Annotated in this window: 21 protein-coding genes; 15 read left to right on the forward strand and 6 right to left on the reverse strand. The window is 72.0% G+C overall.

Features of this window, described 5'->3' with window-relative positions; genetic code table 11:
* Positions 1-26 precede the first annotated feature (26 nt).
* The 7 genes from NYZ98_RS18070 (at position 27) to NYZ98_RS18100 (ending at position 7,410) form a co-directional block, all read left to right on the forward strand.
* Positions 27-335 carry an STAS domain-containing protein gene (locus tag NYZ98_RS18070; protein WP_262843973.1) on the forward strand — a complete coding sequence of 103 codons (309 nt, stop codon included), beginning with the start codon at positions 27-29 and terminating at the stop codon, positions 333-335.
* A gap of 9 nt (positions 336-344) precedes the next feature.
* The gene (locus NYZ98_RS18075) at positions 345-755 is read left to right on the forward strand and encodes an ATP-binding protein (protein WP_262843974.1); all 411 of its coding nucleotides are present in this window, start codon (positions 345-347) and stop codon (positions 753-755) included.
* Complete coding sequence (locus tag NYZ98_RS18080) at positions 752-1,966, forward strand: PP2C family protein-serine/threonine phosphatase (protein WP_262843975.1); 1,215 nt, start codon at positions 752-754, stop codon at positions 1,964-1,966. Before NYZ98_RS18075 ends, NYZ98_RS18080 begins: the two co-directional genes overlap by 4 nt.
* Positions 1,966-2,709, forward strand: a complete 744-nt coding sequence (locus NYZ98_RS18085; RefSeq protein WP_262843976.1) for a MinD/ParA family ATP-binding protein — start codon at positions 1,966-1,968, stop codon at positions 2,707-2,709. Before NYZ98_RS18080 ends, NYZ98_RS18085 begins: the two co-directional genes overlap by 1 nt.
* A complete protein-coding gene (locus NYZ98_RS18090) occupies positions 2,706-4,022 on the forward strand; it encodes a nucleotidyltransferase family protein (protein ID WP_262843977.1) in 1,317 nt (438 codons plus the stop codon). Before NYZ98_RS18085 ends, NYZ98_RS18090 begins: the two co-directional genes overlap by 4 nt.
* A 119-nt stretch (positions 4,023-4,141) precedes the next feature.
* A complete protein-coding gene (glgB, locus tag NYZ98_RS18095; protein WP_262843978.1) occupies positions 4,142-6,052 on the forward strand; it encodes a 1,4-alpha-glucan branching enzyme in 1,911 nt (636 codons plus the stop codon).
* A 116-nt stretch (positions 6,053-6,168) separates the two neighbouring features.
* The gene (locus NYZ98_RS18100; RefSeq protein ID WP_262843979.1) at positions 6,169-7,410 is read left to right on the forward strand and encodes an IS701 family transposase; all 1,242 of its coding nucleotides are present in this window, start codon (positions 6,169-6,171) and stop codon (positions 7,408-7,410) included.
* 5 nt (positions 7,411-7,415) lie between these two features.
* Here NYZ98_RS18100 and NYZ98_RS18105 read toward each other — a convergent pair whose 3' ends face one another.
* Positions 7,416-8,369 (reverse strand): GlxA family transcriptional regulator, encoded by a 954-nt coding sequence (locus tag NYZ98_RS18105; RefSeq protein ID WP_262843980.1) that lies wholly within the window; start codon positions 8,367-8,369, stop codon positions 7,416-7,418.
* Between the two features lie 72 nt (positions 8,370-8,441).
* Here NYZ98_RS18105 and NYZ98_RS18110 point away from each other — a divergent pair, with 72 nt between their 5' ends.
* The 5 genes from NYZ98_RS18110 to NYZ98_RS18130 all read left to right on the forward strand — a co-directional run bounded on the left by NYZ98_RS18110 (position 8,442) and on the right by NYZ98_RS18130 (position 13,241).
* Positions 8,442-9,764 (forward strand): MFS transporter, encoded by a 1,323-nt coding sequence (locus NYZ98_RS18110; RefSeq protein WP_262843981.1) that lies wholly within the window; start codon positions 8,442-8,444, stop codon positions 9,762-9,764.
* 111 nt (positions 9,765-9,875) lie between these two features.
* Entirely contained in the window at positions 9,876-10,562 is a 687-nt protein-coding gene (locus tag NYZ98_RS18115) for an aminoacyl-tRNA hydrolase (RefSeq protein ID WP_262843982.1), read from the forward strand.
* Positions 10,563-10,735: 173 nt separating this feature from the next.
* On the forward strand, positions 10,736-11,743 hold the full coding sequence (locus NYZ98_RS18120) for a hypothetical protein (protein ID WP_262843983.1): 1,008 nt from the start codon (positions 10,736-10,738) through the stop codon (positions 11,741-11,743).
* Positions 11,744-11,809: 66 nt separating this feature from the next.
* A complete protein-coding gene (locus NYZ98_RS18125; protein WP_262843984.1) occupies positions 11,810-12,412 on the forward strand; it encodes a Maf family protein in 603 nt (200 codons plus the stop codon).
* Positions 12,413-12,452: 40 nt separating this feature from the next.
* Positions 12,453-13,241 carry an EI24 domain-containing protein gene (locus tag NYZ98_RS18130; protein WP_262843985.1) on the forward strand — a complete coding sequence of 263 codons (789 nt, stop codon included), beginning with the start codon at positions 12,453-12,455 and terminating at the stop codon, positions 13,239-13,241.
* Positions 13,242-13,269: 28 nt separating this feature from the next.
* On the opposite strand, the gene NYZ98_RS18135 is transcribed toward NYZ98_RS18130, so the two are convergent.
* Positions 13,270-13,716, reverse strand: a complete 447-nt coding sequence (locus NYZ98_RS18135; protein WP_262843986.1) for a DUF5990 family protein — start codon at positions 13,714-13,716, stop codon at positions 13,270-13,272.
* 223 nt (positions 13,717-13,939) lie between these two features.
* On the opposite strand from NYZ98_RS18135, the gene NYZ98_RS18140 reads away from it, so the two are divergent.
* Positions 13,940-15,022 (forward strand): DUF4192 domain-containing protein, encoded by a 1,083-nt coding sequence (locus NYZ98_RS18140; RefSeq protein WP_262843987.1) that lies wholly within the window; start codon positions 13,940-13,942, stop codon positions 15,020-15,022.
* Positions 15,023-15,038: 16 nt separating this feature from the next.
* On the opposite strand, the gene NYZ98_RS18145 is transcribed toward NYZ98_RS18140, so the two are convergent.
* Positions 15,039-15,383 carry a hypothetical protein gene (locus NYZ98_RS18145; protein WP_262843988.1) on the reverse strand — a complete coding sequence of 115 codons (345 nt, stop codon included), beginning with the start codon at positions 15,381-15,383 and terminating at the stop codon, positions 15,039-15,041.
* Positions 15,384-15,600: 217 nt separating this feature from the next.
* On the opposite strand from NYZ98_RS18145, the gene NYZ98_RS18150 reads away from it, so the two are divergent.
* Entirely contained in the window at positions 15,601-16,131 is a 531-nt protein-coding gene (locus NYZ98_RS18150) for a DUF1707 and DUF4870 domain-containing protein (RefSeq protein ID WP_262843989.1), read from the forward strand.
* A gap of 32 nt (positions 16,132-16,163) precedes the next feature.
* Here NYZ98_RS18150 and NYZ98_RS18155 read toward each other — a convergent pair whose 3' ends face one another.
* The 3 genes from NYZ98_RS18155 to NYZ98_RS18165 form a co-directional block, all read right to left on the reverse strand.
* Positions 16,164-16,991, reverse strand: coding sequence for a septal ring lytic transglycosylase RlpA family protein (locus NYZ98_RS18155; RefSeq protein ID WP_262843990.1), 828 nt, complete (start codon positions 16,989-16,991; stop codon positions 16,164-16,166).
* 610 nt (positions 16,992-17,601) lie between these two features.
* A complete protein-coding gene (locus NYZ98_RS18160) occupies positions 17,602-19,131 on the reverse strand; it encodes an ATP-dependent DNA ligase (RefSeq protein WP_262843991.1) in 1,530 nt (509 codons plus the stop codon).
* 308 nt (positions 19,132-19,439) lie between these two features.
* Complete coding sequence (locus NYZ98_RS18165; protein ID WP_262843992.1) at positions 19,440-19,814, reverse strand: FKBP-type peptidyl-prolyl cis-trans isomerase; 375 nt, start codon at positions 19,812-19,814, stop codon at positions 19,440-19,442.
* Between the two features lie 311 nt (positions 19,815-20,125).
* On the opposite strand from NYZ98_RS18165, the gene NYZ98_RS18170 reads away from it, so the two are divergent.
* Complete coding sequence (locus NYZ98_RS18170; RefSeq protein WP_262843993.1) at positions 20,126-20,650, forward strand: hypothetical protein; 525 nt, start codon at positions 20,126-20,128, stop codon at positions 20,648-20,650.
* Positions 20,651-21,452: the final 802 nt, after the last annotated feature.

The following is a 21,452-nucleotide window of genomic DNA, read 5'->3' on the forward strand; positions in this document are numbered from 1 at the left end:
CCGGTTCCCACGACCAGGAGGCCCCCGTGGCATTCACCGCAACCCTCAGTACGAACGCGGACATCGCGACCATCCGCCTCGCCGGCGAGCTCGACGCCTCGACGGCGCCCGAGTTCCACGAGGCCATCGACGACGCCGCCGCGACCGGCGCCGGGCGCGTGGTCATCCAGGCCGCCGAGCTGACCTACATCGCGAGCGCGGGCCTGCGGGCCCTGGTGTTCGCGCGGCAGAAGCTGGGCGAGGACATCGTCATCGAGATCACCGGCGCGACCGAGCCGGTCATCCGGGTCATCCGGATGGCCGGGCTCGACCACAGCTTCGAGATGACCGGTTAGCGAGGAACCGTGCCCCGGATCCCCGCGTCACTCGAAGCGCTCGACGAGGTGGCGGGTTACGTCCTGGCGCTCGCCGAGCGCGCGGGACTGCCCGCCCCCCGCGCCCACCGGCTGCGGCTGGCGGCCGACGAGCTGGCGACCAACATCGTCGTCCACGGCTACCGGGAGACCGGGGGCGTGCTCGCCGTGGAGGGGGGTGTTGAGGACGAGGCCGTCTGGATCAGGTTCGAGGACGAGGCGCGGCCGTTCGATCCCCGGGCCGGGCTCCAGCGGCCCGACCAGGACATCCCGGTCGCGCAGCGCCGCATCGGCGGCCTCGGCGTGTTCCTCGCGCTGACCGCCCTGGACGGTTTCACCTACGAACGGGTGGCCGGACGCAACATCAGCACGCTGCGGATCCTCAGGGATGGAGCGACATGACGCAGACCGGCGTACTAGTCCTGGACGACAGCCCCACACTGCCCCCGCGGCTGCGGCAGGCGCTCGAAGAGGCGGGGACCACCGTCCAGATCCGCTCGCCGGCCGACGTGCTCGCGGCCGAACGGATGCCCCCGCTGGACGTCCTGCTGGTCTCGGCCGAGGTGCCGCCCAACATCGTCCGCGCCGTCGCCAGGCGGCTGGACGACGAGGGGCGCCACCCCGAGATGCTCGCGTACACCGAGACCGACTTCGGGGCCCTCGAACGGCACATCCGGGGCGGGCTGGACTACCTGGTCCCGCCGTTCCTCACCTCACTGGTCCGCACCCGGCTGCGAAGCTGCTACGTCCGCGCCGAGCTGGGGCGCACGCTCCGCCACATCGAGACCCAGGCCGACCTGCACCGCTACGAGCGGGAGCTGGAGATCGGCAGGGAGATCCAGCTCGGCTTCCTGCCGGACTCCCTGCCGACGCCCGACGGCTGGGGGATCGACGTGCGGTACCGCCCGGCGCGCACGGTCGCCGGCGACTTCTACGACGTGTTCGAGCTGGTCAACCGCCGCCGGCTCGGGCTGGTGGTGGCCGACGTGTGCGACAAGGGCGTGGGCGCCGCGCTGTTCATGGCGCTGATCCGCAGCCTGCTGCGGCACACCGCCGAGCAGAGCGGCACCCAGAGCCTGATGGCCGTCGACCTGATGGCCGGCGAGGACGGCCGCACGGTGCCGGTGGTCGGCGCCACCCCGCTGCTCAACGCGGTCGTCGGCACCAACGACTACCTCACGCGCAACCACCTGCGGCAGGGCTACTTCGCGACCATGTTCTTCGCGGTGCTGGACCCGCTGACCGGCAGCCTGGTCTACGTCAACGGCGGCCACAACCCGCCCGTGCTGGTCAGGGCCGGCGGCGGCGCGCCGGTGGTCCTGGAACCGACGGGCCCCGCGGTCGGGGTGCTCCGCGACTCGGCGTTCTCGCTCGGGCACGCCCACCTCGACCCCGGCGACGTGCTCTTCATCTACACCGACGGCGTGACCGAGGCACGCGCGCCGGACCGGAAGTTCTTCGGGGAGGAACGGATGCTGGACCTAGTGTGCGGCGGTGCCCGTACGGGCGCCGACCTGCTCCAGCGAGTGGACAGCGCGCTGAACGGCTTCGTCGGCACGGCGGAGCAGTCGGACGACATCACGATGATGACGGTTCACCGGGTGGCGTCCTGATGGCCCGGATCATCACGATGCACTCCTACCGGGGGGGCATCGGGAAGTCCAGCATGGCGGCCAACATGGCGCTGCTGCTGGCGGCCGAGGGGCGGCGGGTCGCGCTCGTGGACGCCGACATCCAGTCACCCGCCGTGGACACCATGTTCGGCTTCCCCGGCGGCCCCGCCAAGTGCTCGCTCGTCGACTACCTGGTCGGCCGGTGCGAAATCGAGGACGCCGTCCGGGTCGTGCCCGGCAACGGGCTGTTCATCGTGCCCGCCAGGACGGGCCTGCCGGCCATCCACGAGATCACGGCCAACGGGTACGACGTGGGGCTGCTGAACGAGGGGTTCAACCGGCTCATCGACCGCCTGGACCTGGACGTCCTGCTCCTGGACACCCACACGGGCATCAACACCGAGACGGTGATGGCCGTGGCCAGCTCCGACGCGCTGGTCATCGTGACCCGCGCGGACCGGCTCGACCTCGCGGGCGCCGCGGAGAGCGTCGCGCTGGCCGACCGGGTCGGCTGCGTGCGGCGGGCCCTCGTGGTGAACATGGTGCCCGACGCGACCTCGGACGACGACCTGGTGCTGAAGGCGGAGACCGCCTACGGCTCCCCGGTCACCGCCGTCCTGCCGTACGTGCCGGAGATGGCCGAGCTGGCCGGCGAGCAGCTCTTCGTCACCGCCCACCCCGGGCACGCGCTGGTCACCGGCTACCAGAGGATCAACTCCGCCGTGCTCGACGGTGCGGCATGAGGCCCCCCGTGCGGGGGATCGCGCTGGTCGGCGGCAAGGGGATCAGGGCACGGCCGCTGACCCTCACCACCCCCGACTACCTGCGCAGCAAGGCCGCCATGCGCCTGGTGGGGCGCAGCCTGGTCGAATGGGCGGTGGAGCTGCTGCGCGCCCAGGGCGTGACCGACTTCAGGGTGGCGGCCAACGGCAGCGAGAACCGGTGCCAGACCAAGGCCATCCTCGGCGACGGCGCGCGGCTAGGCGTCTCGGTCCACTACTCGCGGCCCCGGTTCGACCCCGCCAACACCGGCTCGGGCCACGCGACCCTGCGCTGCCTGGACCACTGGGACCTCAACGGCCTCGCGCTGGTCTTCCCCACCGACTCGGTCTTCGACTTCGACCTGGCCGCGATGGTCCGGCGGCACCGGGAGACCGGCGCCTCGGTCACCGTCGCGACCGTGCCGCGCTCGCCCGCCGAGGCGGCGGGCAAGTACGGTGTGCTGGTCAGCGGCGGGGACGGCATCGTCACCCGGTTCGCCGAGAAGCCGTCCATGGAGTCGGCGGAACGGCTCGCGCGCGGCGGCGCCCTGGAGACCAACGCCGGGATGTACCTCATCGACTGCCAGGCGCTGCGGATGGCGGCCCGGCGGCCGGCCCTGGCCGAGCTGGGCCTGCGCCGGCTCGACTGGGGAGGCGACCTGCTGCCGTACCTGATCTCGGCGGGCTCGCGGGTGGCCTCCCACCCGATCGCCAGGTTCGGCGACCTCGGCACCCCCGAGGACTTCCTGCGCACCATGCGGGAGGTCCTGCGCGACGAGTACCCGGCCATCAGCGCGCGGATGTGGCCGGCCACCGGCCAGGGCGGCGGCGTGCGCATCCACGAGAGCAGCCTGGACCTCAAGGACGAGGTGTCGGGCCGCTCGCTCGCCGAGAAGATCCGCGACGGCGTCGTGCGCATCGGGCCCGGCGTGCGGATCGGCAGGGACGTGGAGATCGGGCCCGGCGTCGTGCTGGCCCACTCCGACGTGGCCGACGGTGTGGACATCGGGGAGGGGGCCCGGTTGCACGGGGTCGCCTGCGGCGAGCACAGCATCGTGGGCCCGCGTGCCCGGCTGAGCGACTCGGTCATCGGGACGGCGGTGGAGATCCGGGCGGGAGCGGTGCTCGAGGAGTTCTGCGCGCTCGGAGACGAGGTCAGCGTGCACGCGGGCGTCCACCTGCGCGGGGTCAGCGTGTTCCCCCGGCTGGACGTGTGGAGCGACGCGCGGGTGCCCGACGGCGCCTGCCTGGTCAAACCCTCCGACGTGCTCAGGTGGTCGCACCGCGTGGCTTGACAACGCAACTTGACTGAGTCTTGATGCTTGGCTGTTTACCGACGATGAACGCGGAGTAACCTGACCAGAACCAATCACGGGCATAGCACTCTGATCCGGGACACGGGAGAGATGAAATCGTGAATTTCATTCTCAGGAGTGAGGAATCGCTCTCCGGTCGTCCCGGTTTCTTCCCCCGCAGGCTGGGCGACTCCGACCTGCGCCGGCTCGGGGACGGCCGTCACGAGCGGCTCTGGCAGGTCCTCGGCGCGCACACCACGGCACTCGGCACCGCCTTCGCGGTGTGGGCGCCGAACGCCCGGGAGGTCCGGGTCGTCGGCGACTTCAACGACTGGCGCGGCGCCGGCCACGCCATGACCCACCGCGGCGTCTCGGGGGTCTGGGATCTGTTCGTCCCCGGCGTGGGCGACGGCTGCCGCTACAAGTACGAGATCCTCGGGCTCGACGGCCAGTGGCGCCACAAGGCCGACCCGCTGGCCGCCGCGTGCGAGCGCCCGCCCGCCACCGCGTCGATCGTGTTCACCTCCGCCCACCGCTGGGGCGACGCGCGGTGGCTCACCCGCCGCCCCGGGTCGCCGCACAAGAGGCCGATGAGCCTGTACGAGGTCCATCTCGGGTCGTGGCGGCCGGGCCTCGGCTACCGCGAGCTGGCCGAGGAGCTGCCCCGGTACGTCGCCGACCTCGGCTTCACCCACGTCGAGCTGATGCCCGTGGCCGAGTGGGCCGCCGACCAGCACCTCAGCACCGCCTTCTACGCCCCGAGCGCGCGCTACGGAGGGCCCGACGACTTCCGCCACCTGGTCGACCGCCTCCACCAGGCGGGGATCGGCGTCGTCCTCGACTGGACGCCCCGGCGCTTCGGCCCGGAGGAGTGGGGGCTCACCCGTTTCGACGGGTCGTCCCTGTACGAGGGGGAGGAGCCGTCGGCGTTCGACCACTCCCGGCCGGAGGTGCGCGGCTTCCTGCTGGCCAACGCGATCTTCTGGTGTTCGGAGTACCACGTCGACGGCCTGCGCGTCGGCGGGGTGGCCTCCATGCTCCGCGGGCCGGGCGGCGACGCGTTCCCGGCCGGCGCGGTACTCGACGACTTCGGGCCCTTCCCCGTGGACGGCGATCCCGGCGCGATGGCGCCGCCGCCGGACGACTCGCCGGGCGCGACCCTGCTGCGCGAGGTGAACGCCGCCGTCGCCCGGCTCCACCCGGGTGTGGTGACCGTCGCGGAGGAGTCGGGCGTGTGGGACGGCACGGCGCCGCTCACCGCCCCGGGGAGCCTCGGCTTCGGCCTGAAGTGGAACACCGGATGGACCCACGACTGCCTCGGCTACCTGGCACGGGACCCGGTCTACCGCAGGTACCACCACGGGGAGATCACCTTCCCCATGGTCTACGCCTACTCCGAGCACCACGTCCTGCCGGTCTCCCACGCCACCGGGCCCCTGTCGCGCGACATGCCGGGGGACCGCTGGCGGCGCCGCGCCACCGTACGGGCCTTCCTCGGCTTCATGTGGGCGCACCCCGGCAAGCAGCTGCTGTTCATGGGACAGGAGTTCGCGCAGGAGGAGGAGTGGTCCCCCGAGCGCGGGCTGCGCTGGGACCTGGCCGACGACGAGGTCCGCGACCTGGTGCGCGATCTCAACTCGATCTACGCGGGCCTGCCCGCGCTGTGGCGGCTGGACTCCTCGCCCGAGGGGTTCCGGTGGATCGCCCCCGACGCGGCCGAGGAGAACGTCCTGGCCTTCCTTCGTTACGACCCCGACGGGCGGCCGATGGCGTGCGTGTGCAACTTCTCCCCGGTGGTGCGGCGGGACTTCAGGATCGGCCTGCCCTTCGCGGGACGGTGGTCGGAGGTGCTGAACACCGACGCCCTGCCGTACGGCGGCAGCGGGGTCGGCAACCTCGGCGGGGTGGAGGCGGTGGAGCTGCCCTGGCACTGCTGCGCGGCGAGCGCCTCCATGGTGCTGCCGCCCCTGGCGACGATCTGGTTCCGTCCCGCACCGCCGGACCGTCCCGCACCGGCCGTCCCCATCTGACAAAGTCGGCCGGGAGCCATTCAAAAAAACCGCACGGGCGGTATGGTTTTCTTGGCACCCAGCGGGGTGTGCGCCTCTTCTCGAACTCTCGAGGCGCGGACTGGAGGGGGTCGCCGGTGGGCGTCAGCTCGTTCTCCTCCGAACAGGAGAAAGTCTCATCGGAGTTCTTCGCCCGTTTCTGCGGCATGGTGTTCTCGTCGCTGAAACGGCGCGACCAGCGGCGCTGGGCCAGGCTCTACCTGCGAGGGCTGCTGTCCATCGAGGGGCGCAAGACGATGCGCGGCATCGCCTCCCTGGAGAGCGGCCCGGCGGTGGAGCAGAGCCTGCAGCAGTTCATCAGCCAGTCGCCCTGGGGGTGGATCACCGTCCGGCGCACCCTGGCCGGCTTCGTCGAGCAGGCCATCCGGCCGATCGCGCTCGTCGTGGAACCGCTGGTGATCCCCAAGTCGGGGGACCACACCGTCGGCGTGGAACGCAGGTTCGTCAGGAAACTCGGCCGGCTGGCCAACTGCCAGCAGGTCGTCGGCGTCTGGCTGGCGTCCGAGCAGGCGGCCTGCCCGATCGACTGGCGGCTCATCCTGCCGGAGTCCTGGACCGGCGACCCCGGCCGGCGCCGGCGGGCGGGCATCCCCGACGACGAGGTCAGCCTCAGCGTCGAAGAGTGCGCCGCCGAGGTCGTCGCGGCCATCACCGGCGCCTGGGGGCTGCGGCAGCGCCCGGTCGTCGTGGACGCCCGGGAGATCGACATCGGCCGCATGATCTTCGAGTTCTCGGCCCGGGGGATCCCGTTCGTGCTGCGGGTGCCCGAGTCGATCCCGGTCAGCCCCTCCGACCCGAGGATCCCCCTCGGCACGGGCCGGCGCATCCAGGCGGGCCAGCTCATCGACGCGCTGCGCGACGTGAGCCGCATCGTCGAGTCCCCGAAGAGCGCGGGGGCCGCCCAGCGGCCCGGCAACGACCGCGCCGGCTACGCCGTGAGCGCCCGGGTCCACACGCCCTACCGCTCCTCGACGGCCGAGCCCGGCGAGCCCGCCCTCACCCTGCTCGGCGCCTGGACCGTACCCGAACAGCGCTCCGCCTCGGTGTGGCTGACCAACATCAACCAGGCGCCCCCCGGAATGCTGCTGCGCATCGCGCGGACCGCCGAACGGGTGGCGTGGGAGCGCGCGGGAGTGACCCACCACCTCGGGCTGCGCGACTTCGAGGGGCGATCCTTCCGGGGATGGCACCACCACGTCACGCTGGTGTCGGTCGCGCACGCCTTCTGGACCCTGCTGTCGGAGGGCGGCAACCAGTTCCTGTACCCGACGACCCCGGCCGCCGCCGTCCCCGGCGGCAGGGCCGGCCGCACGGCCTGAGCCGGTCAGGCCCTGAAGGTGTGCCGGTAGGCGAGGGGAGGGACGCCCACGGTCGCGTGCAGGTGCTGGCGCAGCGAGACGGCCGTCCCGAACCCCGACAGGGCGGCCACCTGGTCCACCGGCAGGTCGGTGGTCTCCAGGAGGTGGCGGGCGCGCTCGACCCGCTGCCGGACCAGCCACCTGGCCGGGCTCACGCCGGTCTCCTCCCGGAACCGCCGGGTGAAGGTGCGCACGCTCATGCGGGCGTGCCGGGCCTGCGCGGCCAGGTCCAGTCGCTCGCCCAGCCGTTCGAGCATCCAGGCCCTGGTGGGGGCGGTACCGGCGCCCTCGGGCACCGGCATGGGACGCTCGATGTACTGTGCCTGGCCGCCCTCCCGCCACGGCGGGGTCACGCAGCGCCGCGCCACCCGGTTGGCGACCTCGCCGCCGTGGTCGCGGCGCACGACGTGCAGGCACAGGTCCAGGCCGGCGGCGACGCCCGCCGAGGTGAGCAGGTCGCCGTCGTCGATGAACAGCACGTCGGGGTCGAGCCTGACCCGGGGGAACAGCGACGTGAACCGGGCGGCGTGCCTCCAGTGGGTCGTCGCCGGCCGGCCGTCGAGCAGGCCCGCCGACGCCAGCACGAACGCGCCGGTGCAGATCGACATCAGCCGGGAACGGCCGGCCGCCTCCCGCAGGGCGGTGCGGACCTCGCCGGCGAGCGTGCCGTCCCGGAGCGGGGACCCGTCGTGGATCCCCGTCACCACCACCGTGTCCGCCGTGCGCAGGGCAGACAGGTCGTGGTCGGGCAGCACGCTGAACCCGCCTGACCCGCGCACGGGACGCCCGCCGGGCGTGCAGGTCACCACCTCGTACAGGCGCCGGCCCGCCGCGTCCTCCGCGACCCAGAAGACCTGGCCGGGGATGCCGAGGTCGAGGGTGGCGAAGTCGTCCAGCGCCAGGACCGCGATGCGATGCATGGCCGGATTCTTGCACATATTGGCTATCAAGCCACTCGCCGCGAATAGCTGGGAGAACGCATGATTGTCCGCATGACGCTGACGACGGACGTGAGACGGGGATGGCGGCCGCACCGCGCGTGGGTGGTGGCGGGCGTCGCCTTCGTCGCGATTGTGGGGGCCGCGGGCTTCCGGGCCACACCCGGGGTCCTGATCACCCCCCTGGAAGAGGAGTTCGGCTGGTCGCGGGGCACGATCTCGCTCGCCGTCTCGGTGAACCTCATGCTGTACGGGCTCACCGCGCCCTTCGCCGCGGCCCTGATGGACCGGCTGGGCATGCGCCGCGTCGTGGCCGCCGCGCTTCTGCTGGTCGCCCTCGGCAGCGGGCTCACCGTGTTCATGACCTCGAGCTGGCAGCTCGTCGCCTGCTGGGGCGTCCTGGTCGGGCTCGGCACCGGGTCGATGGCCCTGGTCTTCGTCGCCACGGTCACCGACCGGTGGTTCGTCCGCCACAGGGGCGTGGTGACCGGCGTGCTCACCGCCGGGGGCGCGGCGGGCCAGCTCGTCTTCCTGCCCGTGCTGGCCTGGATCGCCGAAGGGCCGGGGTGGCGGACGGCCGCGCTGGTCGTCGCCTGCGGCGCGCTGGCCGTCGTGCCGCTGGTCTGGCTGCTGCTGCGCGACCGGCCAGAAGAGGTCGGCCTCACCGCCCTCGGGGCCGAGCCGGGGACCGTACGCGAGGTGCCCGTCGCGCGCCCGGGAGGGGCGGCGGCGCGGGCGCTGGCCGTGCTGAGGTCGGCGGCGCGCACCCGCTCGTTCTGGTTCCTCGCGCTCGGCTTCGCCATCTGCGGGGCCAGCACCAACGGTCTGGTCGGCACGCACTTCATCCCCGCCGCCCACGACCACGGCATGCCCGAGACCACCGCCGCCGGGCTCCTGGCCCTCATCGGCATCTTCGACGTCACCGGGACGATCTTCTCCGGCTGGCTCAGCGACCGGGTGGACCCGAGGCTGCTGCTGGGCGCGTACTACGCGTTGCGCGGCGCCTCCCTGCTGGTCCTGCCCACCCTGTTCGCGTCGACGGCCCAGCCCAGCATGCTGATCTTCATCATCTTCTACGGCCTCGACTGGGTGGCCACCGTCCCGCCGACCGTCGCCCTGTGCCGCACGATCTACGGCCCGGACGGCGCGGTGGTGTTCGGCTGGGTGTTCGCCTCCCACCAGATCGGCGCGGCGATCGCGGCCGTGGCCGCCGGCGTGACCCGCGACCACCTCGGCCACTACGACGCCGCCTGGTACGGGGCGGGGCTGCTGTGCGGGCTCGCCGCGATCATGTCGCTCCGGGTCGCCAGGAAGGGCGGGACGCCTCCGGTGAGCCCTCCCCGCGCCGAACCGGTCGCCACGACCTCGCTTCCCTGATCCGTCCTCCCCGGCTCGGGCGGGTTCCGACACGCGTCCCAAAGGCGGACATTTCACGCGAGGGTGGTGCCGGCCTGAGATCCTTGGAGGGTGAACCGGCCAGACCAAAGAGTGCTTCCTCTCGTCGTCCGCATCGAGCGGGCCACTCCGCCCGAGCGCACCGACGCCCTGGAGGCGGCGGCTCTGGCGGTGCTCACCCTGCTCACCGACGAGCGGGCGATGAGCGGCGAATGGGCCGAGGCCGTGCGGGCGTGGGAGTCCATCGGCATCAGGAAGGTCGTCCGCCGGGCCAGGGGCACCGAATGGCGCCGCGTGGAGGAACTGCCCGGGATCACCGTCACGGCCCGCACGGCCGAGGTGCGCGTCCACCCGCCGATCCCGCTCGACGCCTGGCCCAAGGAACTGTCCCGGCTCCAGGTCTCCGGCACCGACCTCACGGACACGGCGCCCCCGGAGCCGCCCGTGCCCGGCGCGGCGGTGCTGTGGTTCAACCCGGCGCTGGAGATGTCCGCGGGCAAGGCCATGGCGCAGGCCGGGCACGCGGCCCAGCTCGCCTGGTGGGGCACCGACGAACAGGAACGGGCCGTGTGGCACGCGAGCGGGCTGCCCATCGCCGTGCGCACGGCCGGGCCGCATCGCTGGGCCGCTCTGGTGGACAGCGGGCTCCCGGTCGTGCGCGACGCGGGCTTCACCGAGATCGAACCCGGCTCCCGCACGGTCGTCGCCGACGCGTCATGGCTGCGCGCGGGCGGTCACCGCCCGGCCGGCTGGGGGCCGCTCCGCAATCCCTCCCGCTAGCTCCGCGGTCGCGTTTCACGAGGTCAGGTGGGGTGAGGGCGGTCATCGGGCGGGCACTCGTTCCCGAAGTGTGATCGGGAACAGGGGCGAGAATTCCGGATTTGCCGTACGCTCCGATCGTGCCAAATGGGGTGGGTGGGAACTACGGGACCAAGGCCGTCCCAACGTATGTAATGGCGGACGCGGAGACCGCGCCGCTACCGAAGATAGTGATCGAGGAGCCTCCGCCGCCGCCGCCCGTCAAGCGTCCCCTGTTCGCGCGCTTGGGCGACGTGCCGATGCGCGTCATCTACCGTGGCGTGGTCGGGGGAGTGGCCGCGCTCGCCGTCGCGGCCGCCGCCGTCGTGTTCTTCGTGACCGGCTGGGACAGGGGGACGCCCACGGCCGCCGGGCCCTCGGACGTCGAGTCCCTGGTCACGCCGCCCGCGCCGGGCTCCGCCTCGGCGGCGGCCCCTCTGGAACCCGTGCCGTCGGGATCGGTGCCGTCCGGCTCCGTGCCCTCGGGCTCCCCGGAAGCCACCTCGTCCGCGTCCGTCTCCGCGTCCGTCTCTGTCTCTGCGCCGGCGCCCGTTTCGGCGCAGGGCACGGCCTCGCCGGTGGCCTCGCCGACGCCGGGCAAGAGCGCGCTCGACCTGGCCAAGGCCGACCCCCGCGTGCCCAGGCTGCCGGCCGAGCGGAAGCTGCGGGCCTTCCGCGGGCACGGCACCCCGACGAAAGGGCGCGTGAAGGACAAGCGCTCCGGGATCACGTTCGCCCGCTTCACCAAGACCTGGAAGCGCGTCACGTCCTCGCCGTTCGCCACCCGGCGCGTGCTTCCCGGCGCCAAGGGCGCGAAGCACCGCGGCCTGCTGGCGACGTGTCCTGTGCCGATCGCGGTCCAGGATCAGATCAGGGACACCGCCTTCCTCGCCGCCCGCTGGACCCTCAACTACCACCCGGCCGGCTCGAAGATCAGCTGGACGGCCTCGCAGCCGATCAAGGCGGGCAAGCGCGAGGGCTGGCTGCTCGGGTACCGCGTGCACTACAAGGTGGGCGGTAAGAACCACCAGTCGACGGCCGCCGTCGCACTCGTGGAGGTCCCCTCCGGCAAGCCGGCCCTGGTGTTCATCACCATCCCCGACGCGCAGAAGAAGCGCTGGTCCGACATCACCACCCTGATCACCAGCCTCCGGCCGATCTGACCTTCCGCCGGTCCCGACGACCCCGAAGCCGCGCTCCGGTCCGCCGCTCCCCTAGGCTCGTGGTCCATGACCGAGATCATCCTTGCCTCCGCCTCGCCCGCCCGGCTCGCGGTCCTGCGCGAAGCCGGCCTCGACCCCGAGGTCATCGTCAGCGGCGTCGACGAGGAGGCCGTGACCGCCGAGTCCCCCGCCGAGCTCTGCCTGGTCCTCGCGCGCGCCAAGGCGGCGGCCGTCGCGGAGATGGTCGCCCAGGGCCTCGTCATCGGCTGCGACTCCGTCCTGGAGCTGGACGGGCAGGCGTACGGCAAGCCCAAGTCGGCGGAGGAGGCGACCGGGCGCTGGCGGTCCATGCGCGGCCGCACGGGCCGGCTCCTGACCGGGCACTGCGTCATCGACACCGCGACCGGGGCCGAGGCGGCACAGGTCGCCTCGACGACGGTGCGCTTCGGCACGCCGAGCGACGAGGAGATCGCGGCCTACGTCGCGAGCGGCGAACCCCTGCGCGTCGCGGGCGCCTTCACCCTGGACGGCCGGGGCGGCTGGTTCATGGACGGCATCGAGGGGGACCACACCAACGTGATCGGCATCTCGCTGCCCCTGCTCCGGCGCCTGTTCGCCGACCTGGGCGTGTCCGTGACCTCCATCTGGAAACAAGGATCTTTCCATTGATCTTGCGACTATCCGGACGACAGGCGCTAACCTGCCGGGCATGAACAGCATCGGGCAGCCCATCCGGCGTGGAGTCGGTGGCTTCGCCGACGGGATCAAGTACTTCTTCCAAGGGCTCGGCTGGGTGGCACGCAACCCCGGCCAGTGGCTCTTCGGGCTCATCCCCGCGCTCATCGCGCTGGTCCTCTACGTCGTCACCCTCGTCCTGCTCGGCACCTACGCGGGCGACCTCGCGGCCTGGGCCACACCGTTCGCCGACGGCTGGAGCGCGGGCACGCAGAACGCCCTGCGGGTCCTGCTCGGCCTGGTCATCTTCGCGCTCGGCCTGGTGCTCTCGGTCATCACGTTCACCGCCGCCACGCTGGTGATCGGGGAGCCGTTCTACGAGAAGCTCTCCGAGCGGGTCGAGGAGGACATGGGCGGGGTGTACAAGGGCGCCGACGTGCCTTTGTGGCGGTCGATCGCCCGATCCGTCCGGGACAGCCTGATCACCCTGGCGTACGTGCTGATGTTCACGATCCCGCTGTTCGCCCTCGGGTTCGTCCCGGTGGTCGGGCAGACCGTGGTGCCGGTGCTCGGGGCGGCCGTGTCGGGTTTCTTCCTGACCGTCGAACTCACCACGATCGCGATGGAACGCCGGGGTCTCGCGCGCAAGCAGCGCTTCGCCCTGCTGCGGGCGGACAAGTCACCGGCGCTCGGCTTCGGGGTCGTGGTCTTCGTGATCTTCCTGATCCCCTTCGGCGCGGTCGTCGCCATGCCCGCTGCCGTGGCCGGCGCCACCATCATGGTCCGCGGCCGCCTGACCCCCCACCACACGACCACGCCCTGACCGTGCGTTCCCGTGGCGCGCGACTCGTTCAGGCCGGGACGGCGGACCAGGTGACGGCCGGAGGGCGTACGGCCGCGCACACGGGGAGGCCCTTCGCGTCGGTGAGCCCCAGCCGCGCGAGGAGCACCCCTGAGCGCATGGCGGCCTCGACCACGTCCGGAGTCAGGGCGTCGAGCATCAGCTTCGCCCGGCGGAACATCTCGAACCCGCCTTCGTCCCCCACGATGCCCCACGAAAGGTAGACGAACCGGCCACCGGGGCGACCCTGGACGTACGGCCCGGTGATGTCGACGCCGTCCGGGCCGGGGGTGGCGCCGCACTCGAGCGTCCACACCGCCGAAGGCGCGTCACCCGCCTGCGGCTCGAGGATCTCCTCCGGCCGTCCGCGCTTCTGCACCCCCACGTGCACGCCGCCGTTCTGGTGGGTATCCCACGTACGACCTGGCAGATCAAAGCCTTCGATCCGAATCCGCATGTCACCATCCTGGTCCGCTTCTGAGTGTTCCGCACTCCGCCTGGGCCGTTGTCCACAGGAGGATGGTGCCGGGCGGGCCTTCTGGGCCGTTGTCCACAGGAGGATGGTGCCGGGCGGGCCTTCTGGGCCGTTGTCCACAGGAGGGTGGTGCCGGGCGGGCCTTCGTCCACAGAACGTCGCTCGGCGGACACGTCAGGTCACCCGGTCCGTGATGCTGGCGCCCATGACACCCCCACCGATCCTCCTCACCTCTCCTGACGACATCCTCGGAGCGGTCCCCTATCTGCTGGGTTTCCACCCCGCCGACAGCCTCGTCATCATCGCCTTCGCCGGCAGGGGCGTGCGCGGCAGGCTGCGGGTCACCACGCGGTGGGACCTGCCCTTCCCGGACGGGTCCCTCGCCCGGCTGGTGCCGTTGCTCCGGCGCGAGAACGTCACCCACACGATCCTGGCCGGGTTCGGGGACGGCGCGATCGTCACCCCCGCCGTCGACGAGGTGATCCGGCTGCTCGCCGGCACCGGCATCACGGTGGTGGAGGCGCTGCGCGCCGAAGGCTCCCGCTACTGGTCGTACGTGTGCGGGCAGGTCGCGTGCTGCCCGCCCGAGGGGCGGTCGTACGATCCGGTGTCGGGACAGGTCGCGGCCCAGGCGACCATCGGCGGGCTGGTGGCGCTGCCCGACCGCGAGAGCCTGGAACGGTCGGTGGCGCCGATCGGGGGGCCGGAGCGCGCGGCGATGCGCGAGGCGACCCGGCTGGTCACCGCCCAGGTCCGCGCGCGGCTCCTCGCCACGCCCGACCCGTCGGAGGTCCCCGGCGCGCTCGTCTCCGAAGGGCTGGCCCGGGTGCGCCATGCCATCGAGGCGTTCGCCCGGCGTGGCCGCCTCCCCGACCACGAGGCCGCGCTGCTCGGCGTCGATCTCGCGGTGGTCCGCGTCCGCGACGAGGCGTGGACGCTCATGGACGACCGCACGCAGGACACGCACGTCGCCCTATGGGCCGATCTCACCCGGCGGCTGGAGCAACCGTTCGTGCCTCCCGTCGCGTCCCTGCTCGGCGCCGCGGCCTGGCGGCGCGGCGACTGCGCGCTCGCGGGCATCGCGGTCGAACGCGCGCTGGCGGCCGACCCGTCCTACTCCATGGCGAACCTGCTGGCCCAGGGGCTCCAGCAGTTGATCAGCCCCGAGATCCTGCGCCACCGCATGCCGACCCCCGGGGAACTGGACGCCAGCATGGGCCGGGCGACCATGGAATGGCTCCATCCCATGCTCGGCCTCCTCGACGACCGGACCGCCCCGGCCCCGTAGCTGTCCCCCCGGCCCGCTACTCCTGGGCGGGGCTGTTCTTCCGCCGCTCGTTATAAGCGCGCATCCTGCCGGGATAGCCGGTGAGCTGGACGTCGTACACGGGGAGGGCGAGGTTGCGCGCCACCTTGATGATGACCGCGGGCGAGCCGACCCGCCGCCGGGTCCACTCGCCGTCGTGGGCGACGGCGACCGCCGTGGTGTCGGTGGCGAAGGTCTCCGGCTCGACGTAGAACTCGACACCGACGCGGGACTTCGCGAAGGCGATCAACGCCTCGATGTCGCCGTCATTGGCTTCCCGGTCGAATCTGACGATCTTCGGGCCACGCAGCCGACGAATTCCGTAGCGATCCCGCCATCCCATATCCCTTGTATACCCGGACCGGCCGACAAATGGGCGCCTCGGGGCCACATCGGGGTCGGGTCGGGGTTGTTCCGGATAGACCGCACCCGTCATGACTCCAAGAATGAGAGGGCGACCATTCTGAAGGAAAGGTACGACCACCATGGCAGGGGTAGTGAGACCTTTGGCGACACCGTCCGCTGGAGGGTGGGGGCCGGCACCACACCCTCAGCTCCGAGTGACCAACCAGGACCGCGACCACGTGGTCGAGCACGTCACCAACGCGTACGCGGAAGGCCGTCTGGACAAGGACGAGTTCGACGAGCGGGTCCATCTCGCGATGACGGCCCGCACGCACGGCGACCTCGCGCCGATCATGTACGACCTGTTCCCGGCACGGCCCGCGGCCCCCGCGCCCCGGCCGATGACGAGGGATCCCCGCTACGCGTCCGCGGTCACGGGCGGGGACAGGCTCGGCGCCGTGGCGGCTCACCTGCTCCCGCTGTGCGGCCTGTCCATCATCGGTCCGCTCATCATGCTGCTGACCGGGGGGAAGACCTCGCCCTACATCCGGCGCCACGCGGTGGAGTCGCTCAACTTCCACCTGACCGTGCTCGGCGCGACCATCCTGCTGCCGTTCACCATCATCGGGATCGTCCTTGTGCCGTTCATCTGGATCGCGGCCTTCGTGCTCGGCATCGTCGGGGCCGTGGCCGCCGTCAGCGAGTCGCCGTTCCGCTACCCCCTGACCGTCCGCGTCATCAAGTGACCTCCCGCCCCTCTCAACGCGTGAGATGTAGGTCATCGGGCGAGGACGTCGTACTTCACGGTCATCGCCCCGGCGTCGAGGTTCCCGATGGCGTCGAAGGCGGCACGTGAGAGGTCCAGGCAGCGACCGCCGACGTAGGGGCCGCGGTCGTTGATGCGGACGGTCACGCTCTTGCCGTTACCCGGGTTGGTCACGCGGACGCGGCTCCCGAGCGGGAGGGTCTTGTGGGCGGCGGTCATGGCGTTCGGGTTGAAACGCTCACCGCTGGCCGTCATCTGGCCTTCGTCGTAGAACGACGCCCCGCAGGTGCCGGACGCCAGGACCCGGACCTTGGCGGCGGGTTTCTTGACGGCCTTCTTGGCCTTGGCGGTCTTCTTCGGCGCGGGGGCGCCGTCGGCACCCGCTGCCACGGAAGCCGAGGCCTCCGGCGCGGGCGTGGAGGTGCCGCCGTCTCCGGACCGGCCGGCCGAGGGGGTGGCCTCGGGGGAGGGCCGGGTAGCGGCGAGGGGGGCCGTCCCGTCGGAGGCGGGCGCCGAAGGCACCGGAAGGACCTGTCGCGGCGACGCGGCCGTGCGGGGAGCCGGCCCTGCCGTCCCCGCCGCGAAGGGGTCGGCCGGCAGCGCCGAGCCGGTCTGGTCCGTGGCGGGAGCGGTGGCGGACGTACGACCGTCCGGGCCGAGCCCGGCGGCGGTGGTGGTGAGCGGGGATTCACCGCTGTCCACGGCGATCCAGATACCGGCCGCCGCGGCCACGAGCACCACTGAAGCGGTGACGAGGGAGAACCAGTTGCGCCGCGCGGTGAGGCGCACTCGCGAGCCGAGCGTCCTGCGCCGGTGGGTGGGGGGATCGTTCAGGTCCAAGAAGAACCACGTCCTAGGTAGGGGGAGGACATGGACGGCGGGCGCTCACGAGCGACCGAAGAGACACGACCGAAGCGCCTACGGACCGTCCTATCTACGCACTTGGCATAAAGGAGTCGTTAAGTAATTTCCGGTACCATATGGGACAAACACGATGCAAAGTACTCAAAGCCCACGTAAAGTGACGTAAGTCACTAACAGCTTGATCACAACCCACCACAAAAAGTGATCACGAGAGCCCCTCGCCCCCCACCCGCGCGCCCGCGACAAGGCGCGGGGTGGGCTGGAAAGGGAGTCCGTGCGGGCGCGGGGTGGGCTGGGCGCGGGGTTTGCGCGGGCTCGCGGCAAGGCGCGGGGTGGGTTGGGAGAGGAGTTCGCGCGGACTCGCGGTACCTGCCGTCGTGGGTAGGTTCGCCGAACCGGGCCCGCCCTCCGCCGCCGCCGACCACAGTGTCCGTGGAGGGTGCACGTCGCAGGAGGGGAGGGAGGGGGAGGGGGCGGGAAGTTGATGAGAAGTTAAAGGCGGCGGCCACTTGGGCGCGCTTCTAGAGCTGAGATCGGCTTACCCGATGGCCGTCAGCGGGGTGGGGGCCGCCAAGGGGCTAGAAGACTAGAAGAGGAGTTCTCTCACGGAGTCGACGGTGTCGGCGTCTTCGGGGCGCTTGTCGGGGCGGTAGCGCAGCACACGGGCGAATCGCAGCGCCATACCCCCCGGGTAGCGCGGCGATCGCTGGACGCCGTCGAAGGCGACCTCGACGACGATCTCCGGACGCACCCTGACCACCCACTCGTCGCTCGGCCCATCGGCCAGCGCGAGGAACCGCTCGGTCTGCCAGGTCAGCAGCTCGTCCGTGAGGCCCTTGAACGTCTTGCCCAGCATGACGAAGTCGCCCGACTCCGGATCCCTGGCGCCGAGGTGCAGGTTCGACAGCTTGCCCTCGCGCCGCCCGTGCCCCCACTCGGCGGCCAGGACGACCAGGTCGAGCGTGTGACGGGGCTTCACCTTGACCCAGCCCGCGCCCCGCCTGCCCGCCGCGTACAGCGTGCCGGGCGACTTCACCACCACGCCCTCGTGCCCTCGGCGCAGGACGTCCGCGAAGAACGCCATGCCCTCCTCGGGATCGGCGGTCACCAGACGCGGGGTCAGCAGTTCCTCGGGCACGGCTCGCACCAGCGCCGCGTGCCGTTCGCTGTCGGGAAGTTCGAGCAGGTCCTGGCCGCCGACGCGCAGCGCGTCGAAGAAGAACACGCTCAACGGGGTCGTCTCGCGGAGCGTGGCCGTATCGATCTTGCTGGACACCCGGGAGGCGGTCACCTGGAACGGCTCCGGCCGTCCGTCCGCCCGCAGGGCGATCACCTCACCGTCGAGCACGATGTCATCGACCGGGAGCGCGAGCACGGCCTCGACCAGTTCGGGTACCTGGGCAGTGATGTCGTCGAGTGTCCGGGTGAACACCTTGACCTCCGGGCCCGAGCGGTGCGCCTGCACGCGTACCCCGTCGAGCTTCCACTCCAGCGCCACGGCCTCCCCGCCGAGCCTGTCCAGCGCGGCCTTCACGTTCGGGGCGCTCTGGGCCAGCATGGGGGAGACGGGCCGGCCCACCTCCAGGCGGAAGGACCGCAGCGCCTCCACGCCCCCGGTCAGCGCGGCGGCGCCCACCGCCGGCAGCCATCCCCGCAGCATGAGGGCGCGCCGTACCTCGGCCGCGGGAGTCCCGGCCGCCTTCGCGACCGCCTCGATCATGACCCCGTTCAGGGCGCCCTGCCGTAGTTCGCCGCCCAGCAGGCGGAGCAGGAACGACTGTTCCTGGCGGGTCACCGCGCGGAACAGCTCCTCGACCAGGTCCTTCCTCGCCGCCTGGGAACCCGGTCCGGCCTGGGCCTTGATACGGCTGAGCAGGTCATCGACGTGCGTGAGGGTCGCGCTGGCGATCTGGCGGGGCTCGGGAAGGTCCTGAAGGGTGCGCCAGCCGACGCCGATCTGCCGCTGGGGAAGCTCCCCCGAAAGGTACGCGACCGCGATCTCGGCCTCGTCGGGGGCGACCCTGCTCAGCAGCTCGGCCAGGTGACGGATCTTGGCGAGGCGAGCCGAGTCCGCCGCGACGGCGGCCGAGGTGCGTGCGAGATCGATGAGCAACACAACTCTCATCGTGCCAGTTCAGCCACCGCCCCGCTCCCACAGGTAGCGATATGCACGAGATATCCGACGAAGCCCTCCACCGAGCGAGAAACCCCCCAGCCCTAGACAACGGACCACGGACCGAATCCGAGACGGCACTTCGTGGTCGTGGGGTCGGAGCCGGGGCGCCTGCCGTGTTTCACCGGGCCGGTGTCAGTCAGGTGGACACCGTGGTGGAGGAGGCGTGGCGCCCCGGCGCCGATGGACGCGCGATGGATCGCCCGGCGCGGAGGGTCGTCGACCGCTCGCCTGGCCGTCGAGCCGGGTGGTCAGCTCACGCCGAGGAGGTCGACCACGAAGATCAGCGTCTCACCCGGCTTGATGGCGTTGCCCGCGCCGCGGTTGCCGTAGCCGAGCTGGGGCGGGATCGTGAGGCGGCGGCGTCCGCCGACGCGCATCCCGGCGACGCCCTGGTCCCAGCCGGCGATGACGCGGCCGGCACCGAGGGGGAACTGGAACGAGTCGCCGCGGTTCCACGACGCGTCGAACTCCTCGCCGGTCGAGAACGCGACGCCGACGTAGTGCACGTTCACCATGTGCCCGGACTTGGCCTCCTCACCGTCTCCCACGGTGATGTCTACGATCTCGAGATCCGCCGGCGCGTCGCCCTCCGGAAAGTCGATCTCGGGCTTCTCGAGTGCCACGTGTGCTCCTTGACTAGGGTGTGCGCCCCGTAGTGGATTGAGGCGCGCCTGGACCGTACCGACCGCCTTCCGGCCGACCGCACGACTCTACGGGGTCCACGCCCCAACCGGACTCCCAGGTAGCCCCTCCACCCCCCACCCACCCCCCCAACACCCCGAGCCGCCACGCCCCGAAACCGCCGCCTCGTGCGGCGGCTGGCCGGTGGGCGTTTGCGTGAGTTGCTGGACTTCTTGGGGTGGGCGTTCGCTGGCTGTATCGCTCAGGTGGTGGTTTGTCGGGGGAGCCGGCGCCCCGGGGTGGGGCGCCGGCGTTGGGTTACGAGTTCGGAGGTACGTCCTCGCTGGTGGGGGTGGCGGGGGCGGGGGTTGCGGCCGGATCGGTGGATCCGGTTGGGGTGGGGGACTCGGCCGTGGTCGTTGTGGCCTTGGGGGTTCTTGTCGTGGTGCGCCTCGTCCGAGTCGGCTTGGGAGCCGCAGGCGTCTTGGTGGCGGTGGCGGTGTCGGAAGTGGCCGCCTCTGTGGGTGCCGCCGTCGGCGTACCGGCTGCGGTGCCCTCGGTCGCCGGGTTCTCCGTCACGGGGGAGCCGGTCGTGGAGGAGTCGATCGGGGTGCTCTCTGCCGTGGAAGAGCCGGTCGCAGGGGAGTCGGCGGGAGGGGCCTCGGCCAGGGATGCTTCAGCGGGTACCGCTTCGGCGGGCGCGGGCTTGGGCTTTGCGGTCGACGTCCTGACGCGCTTCGCCGGGGTGGACGGGGTCGCGCGCTTCGTCGAGGTGGAGGAAGAGGCGGAGGAAGTGGTGCGCCTGGTCGAGGTGGACGTCCTGGCGGGCTTGCTTTGAGCGGGCGGCGTGACCGCTTCGGCCTCCGGGGTCACAGCCGAGGCCGGGACTTCCGGTGTGAAGGTCTCCGAGACGGGAGTCTCCGACACCGGGGCTTCCGAGACGGGGGATTCGGAGAGCGGAGTCTCTGAGACCGAGGCTGAGGCCGTGGTTGCGGAGGCGGTGGGCTGAGGGCCGGGTGACGGGGTGGGGGTTTCCGGTGTGACGGGGTCGGTCACCGGGGGCTTGGCCTTGGTGGCTCGGGGCTTTCTGGGTGCTCGGGTGGGCGCGGCGGAGGCGGGCTTGCCGGCCGCAGCCCGTACGGCTGACAGCGGGATGGCGACGGTGGCCTCCTCCATGGCCTCGGCCTGGGTGGTGGCCGGACGCACAGAGCTGGCGGGTGACGGCATGGTGCTCGGCTGCTCGAGAGACGGCATGGTCTCAGCCGAAGAGGCCGCGCTCGCTGCGGGCTCGTAACCAGGCCTCTCCAGATCGGTCACGGTGTCGCCGGAGTCGGCGGCGGGCCTGTCCAGATCCGACACGGTGTAACCCGGCCCGGAGGTGTCCAGGTGCGACGCGGTGTATCCGGGGCCCGAGGTGTTCTGATCCGATGTGGTTTGTCCCGGGCCTGAGGTGTCCGGATCCGGAGTGTCGTCCGAGCCGGAGGCGCCTGCGTAGTCGGAGGAGGTGCCGGACGGAGCGGAGGGGGTGCCGGACGGAGCGGAGGGGGTGCCGGACGGAGCGGAGGGGGTGCCGGACGGAGCGGAGGGGGTGCCGGACGGAGCGGAGGGGGTGCCGGACGGAGCGGAGGGGGTGCCGGACG

This window comes from Sphaerisporangium corydalis, from assembly GCF_025506355.1.
GTDB classification, from domain to species: domain Bacteria; phylum Actinomycetota; class Actinomycetes; order Streptosporangiales; family Streptosporangiaceae; genus Sphaerisporangium; species Sphaerisporangium corydalis.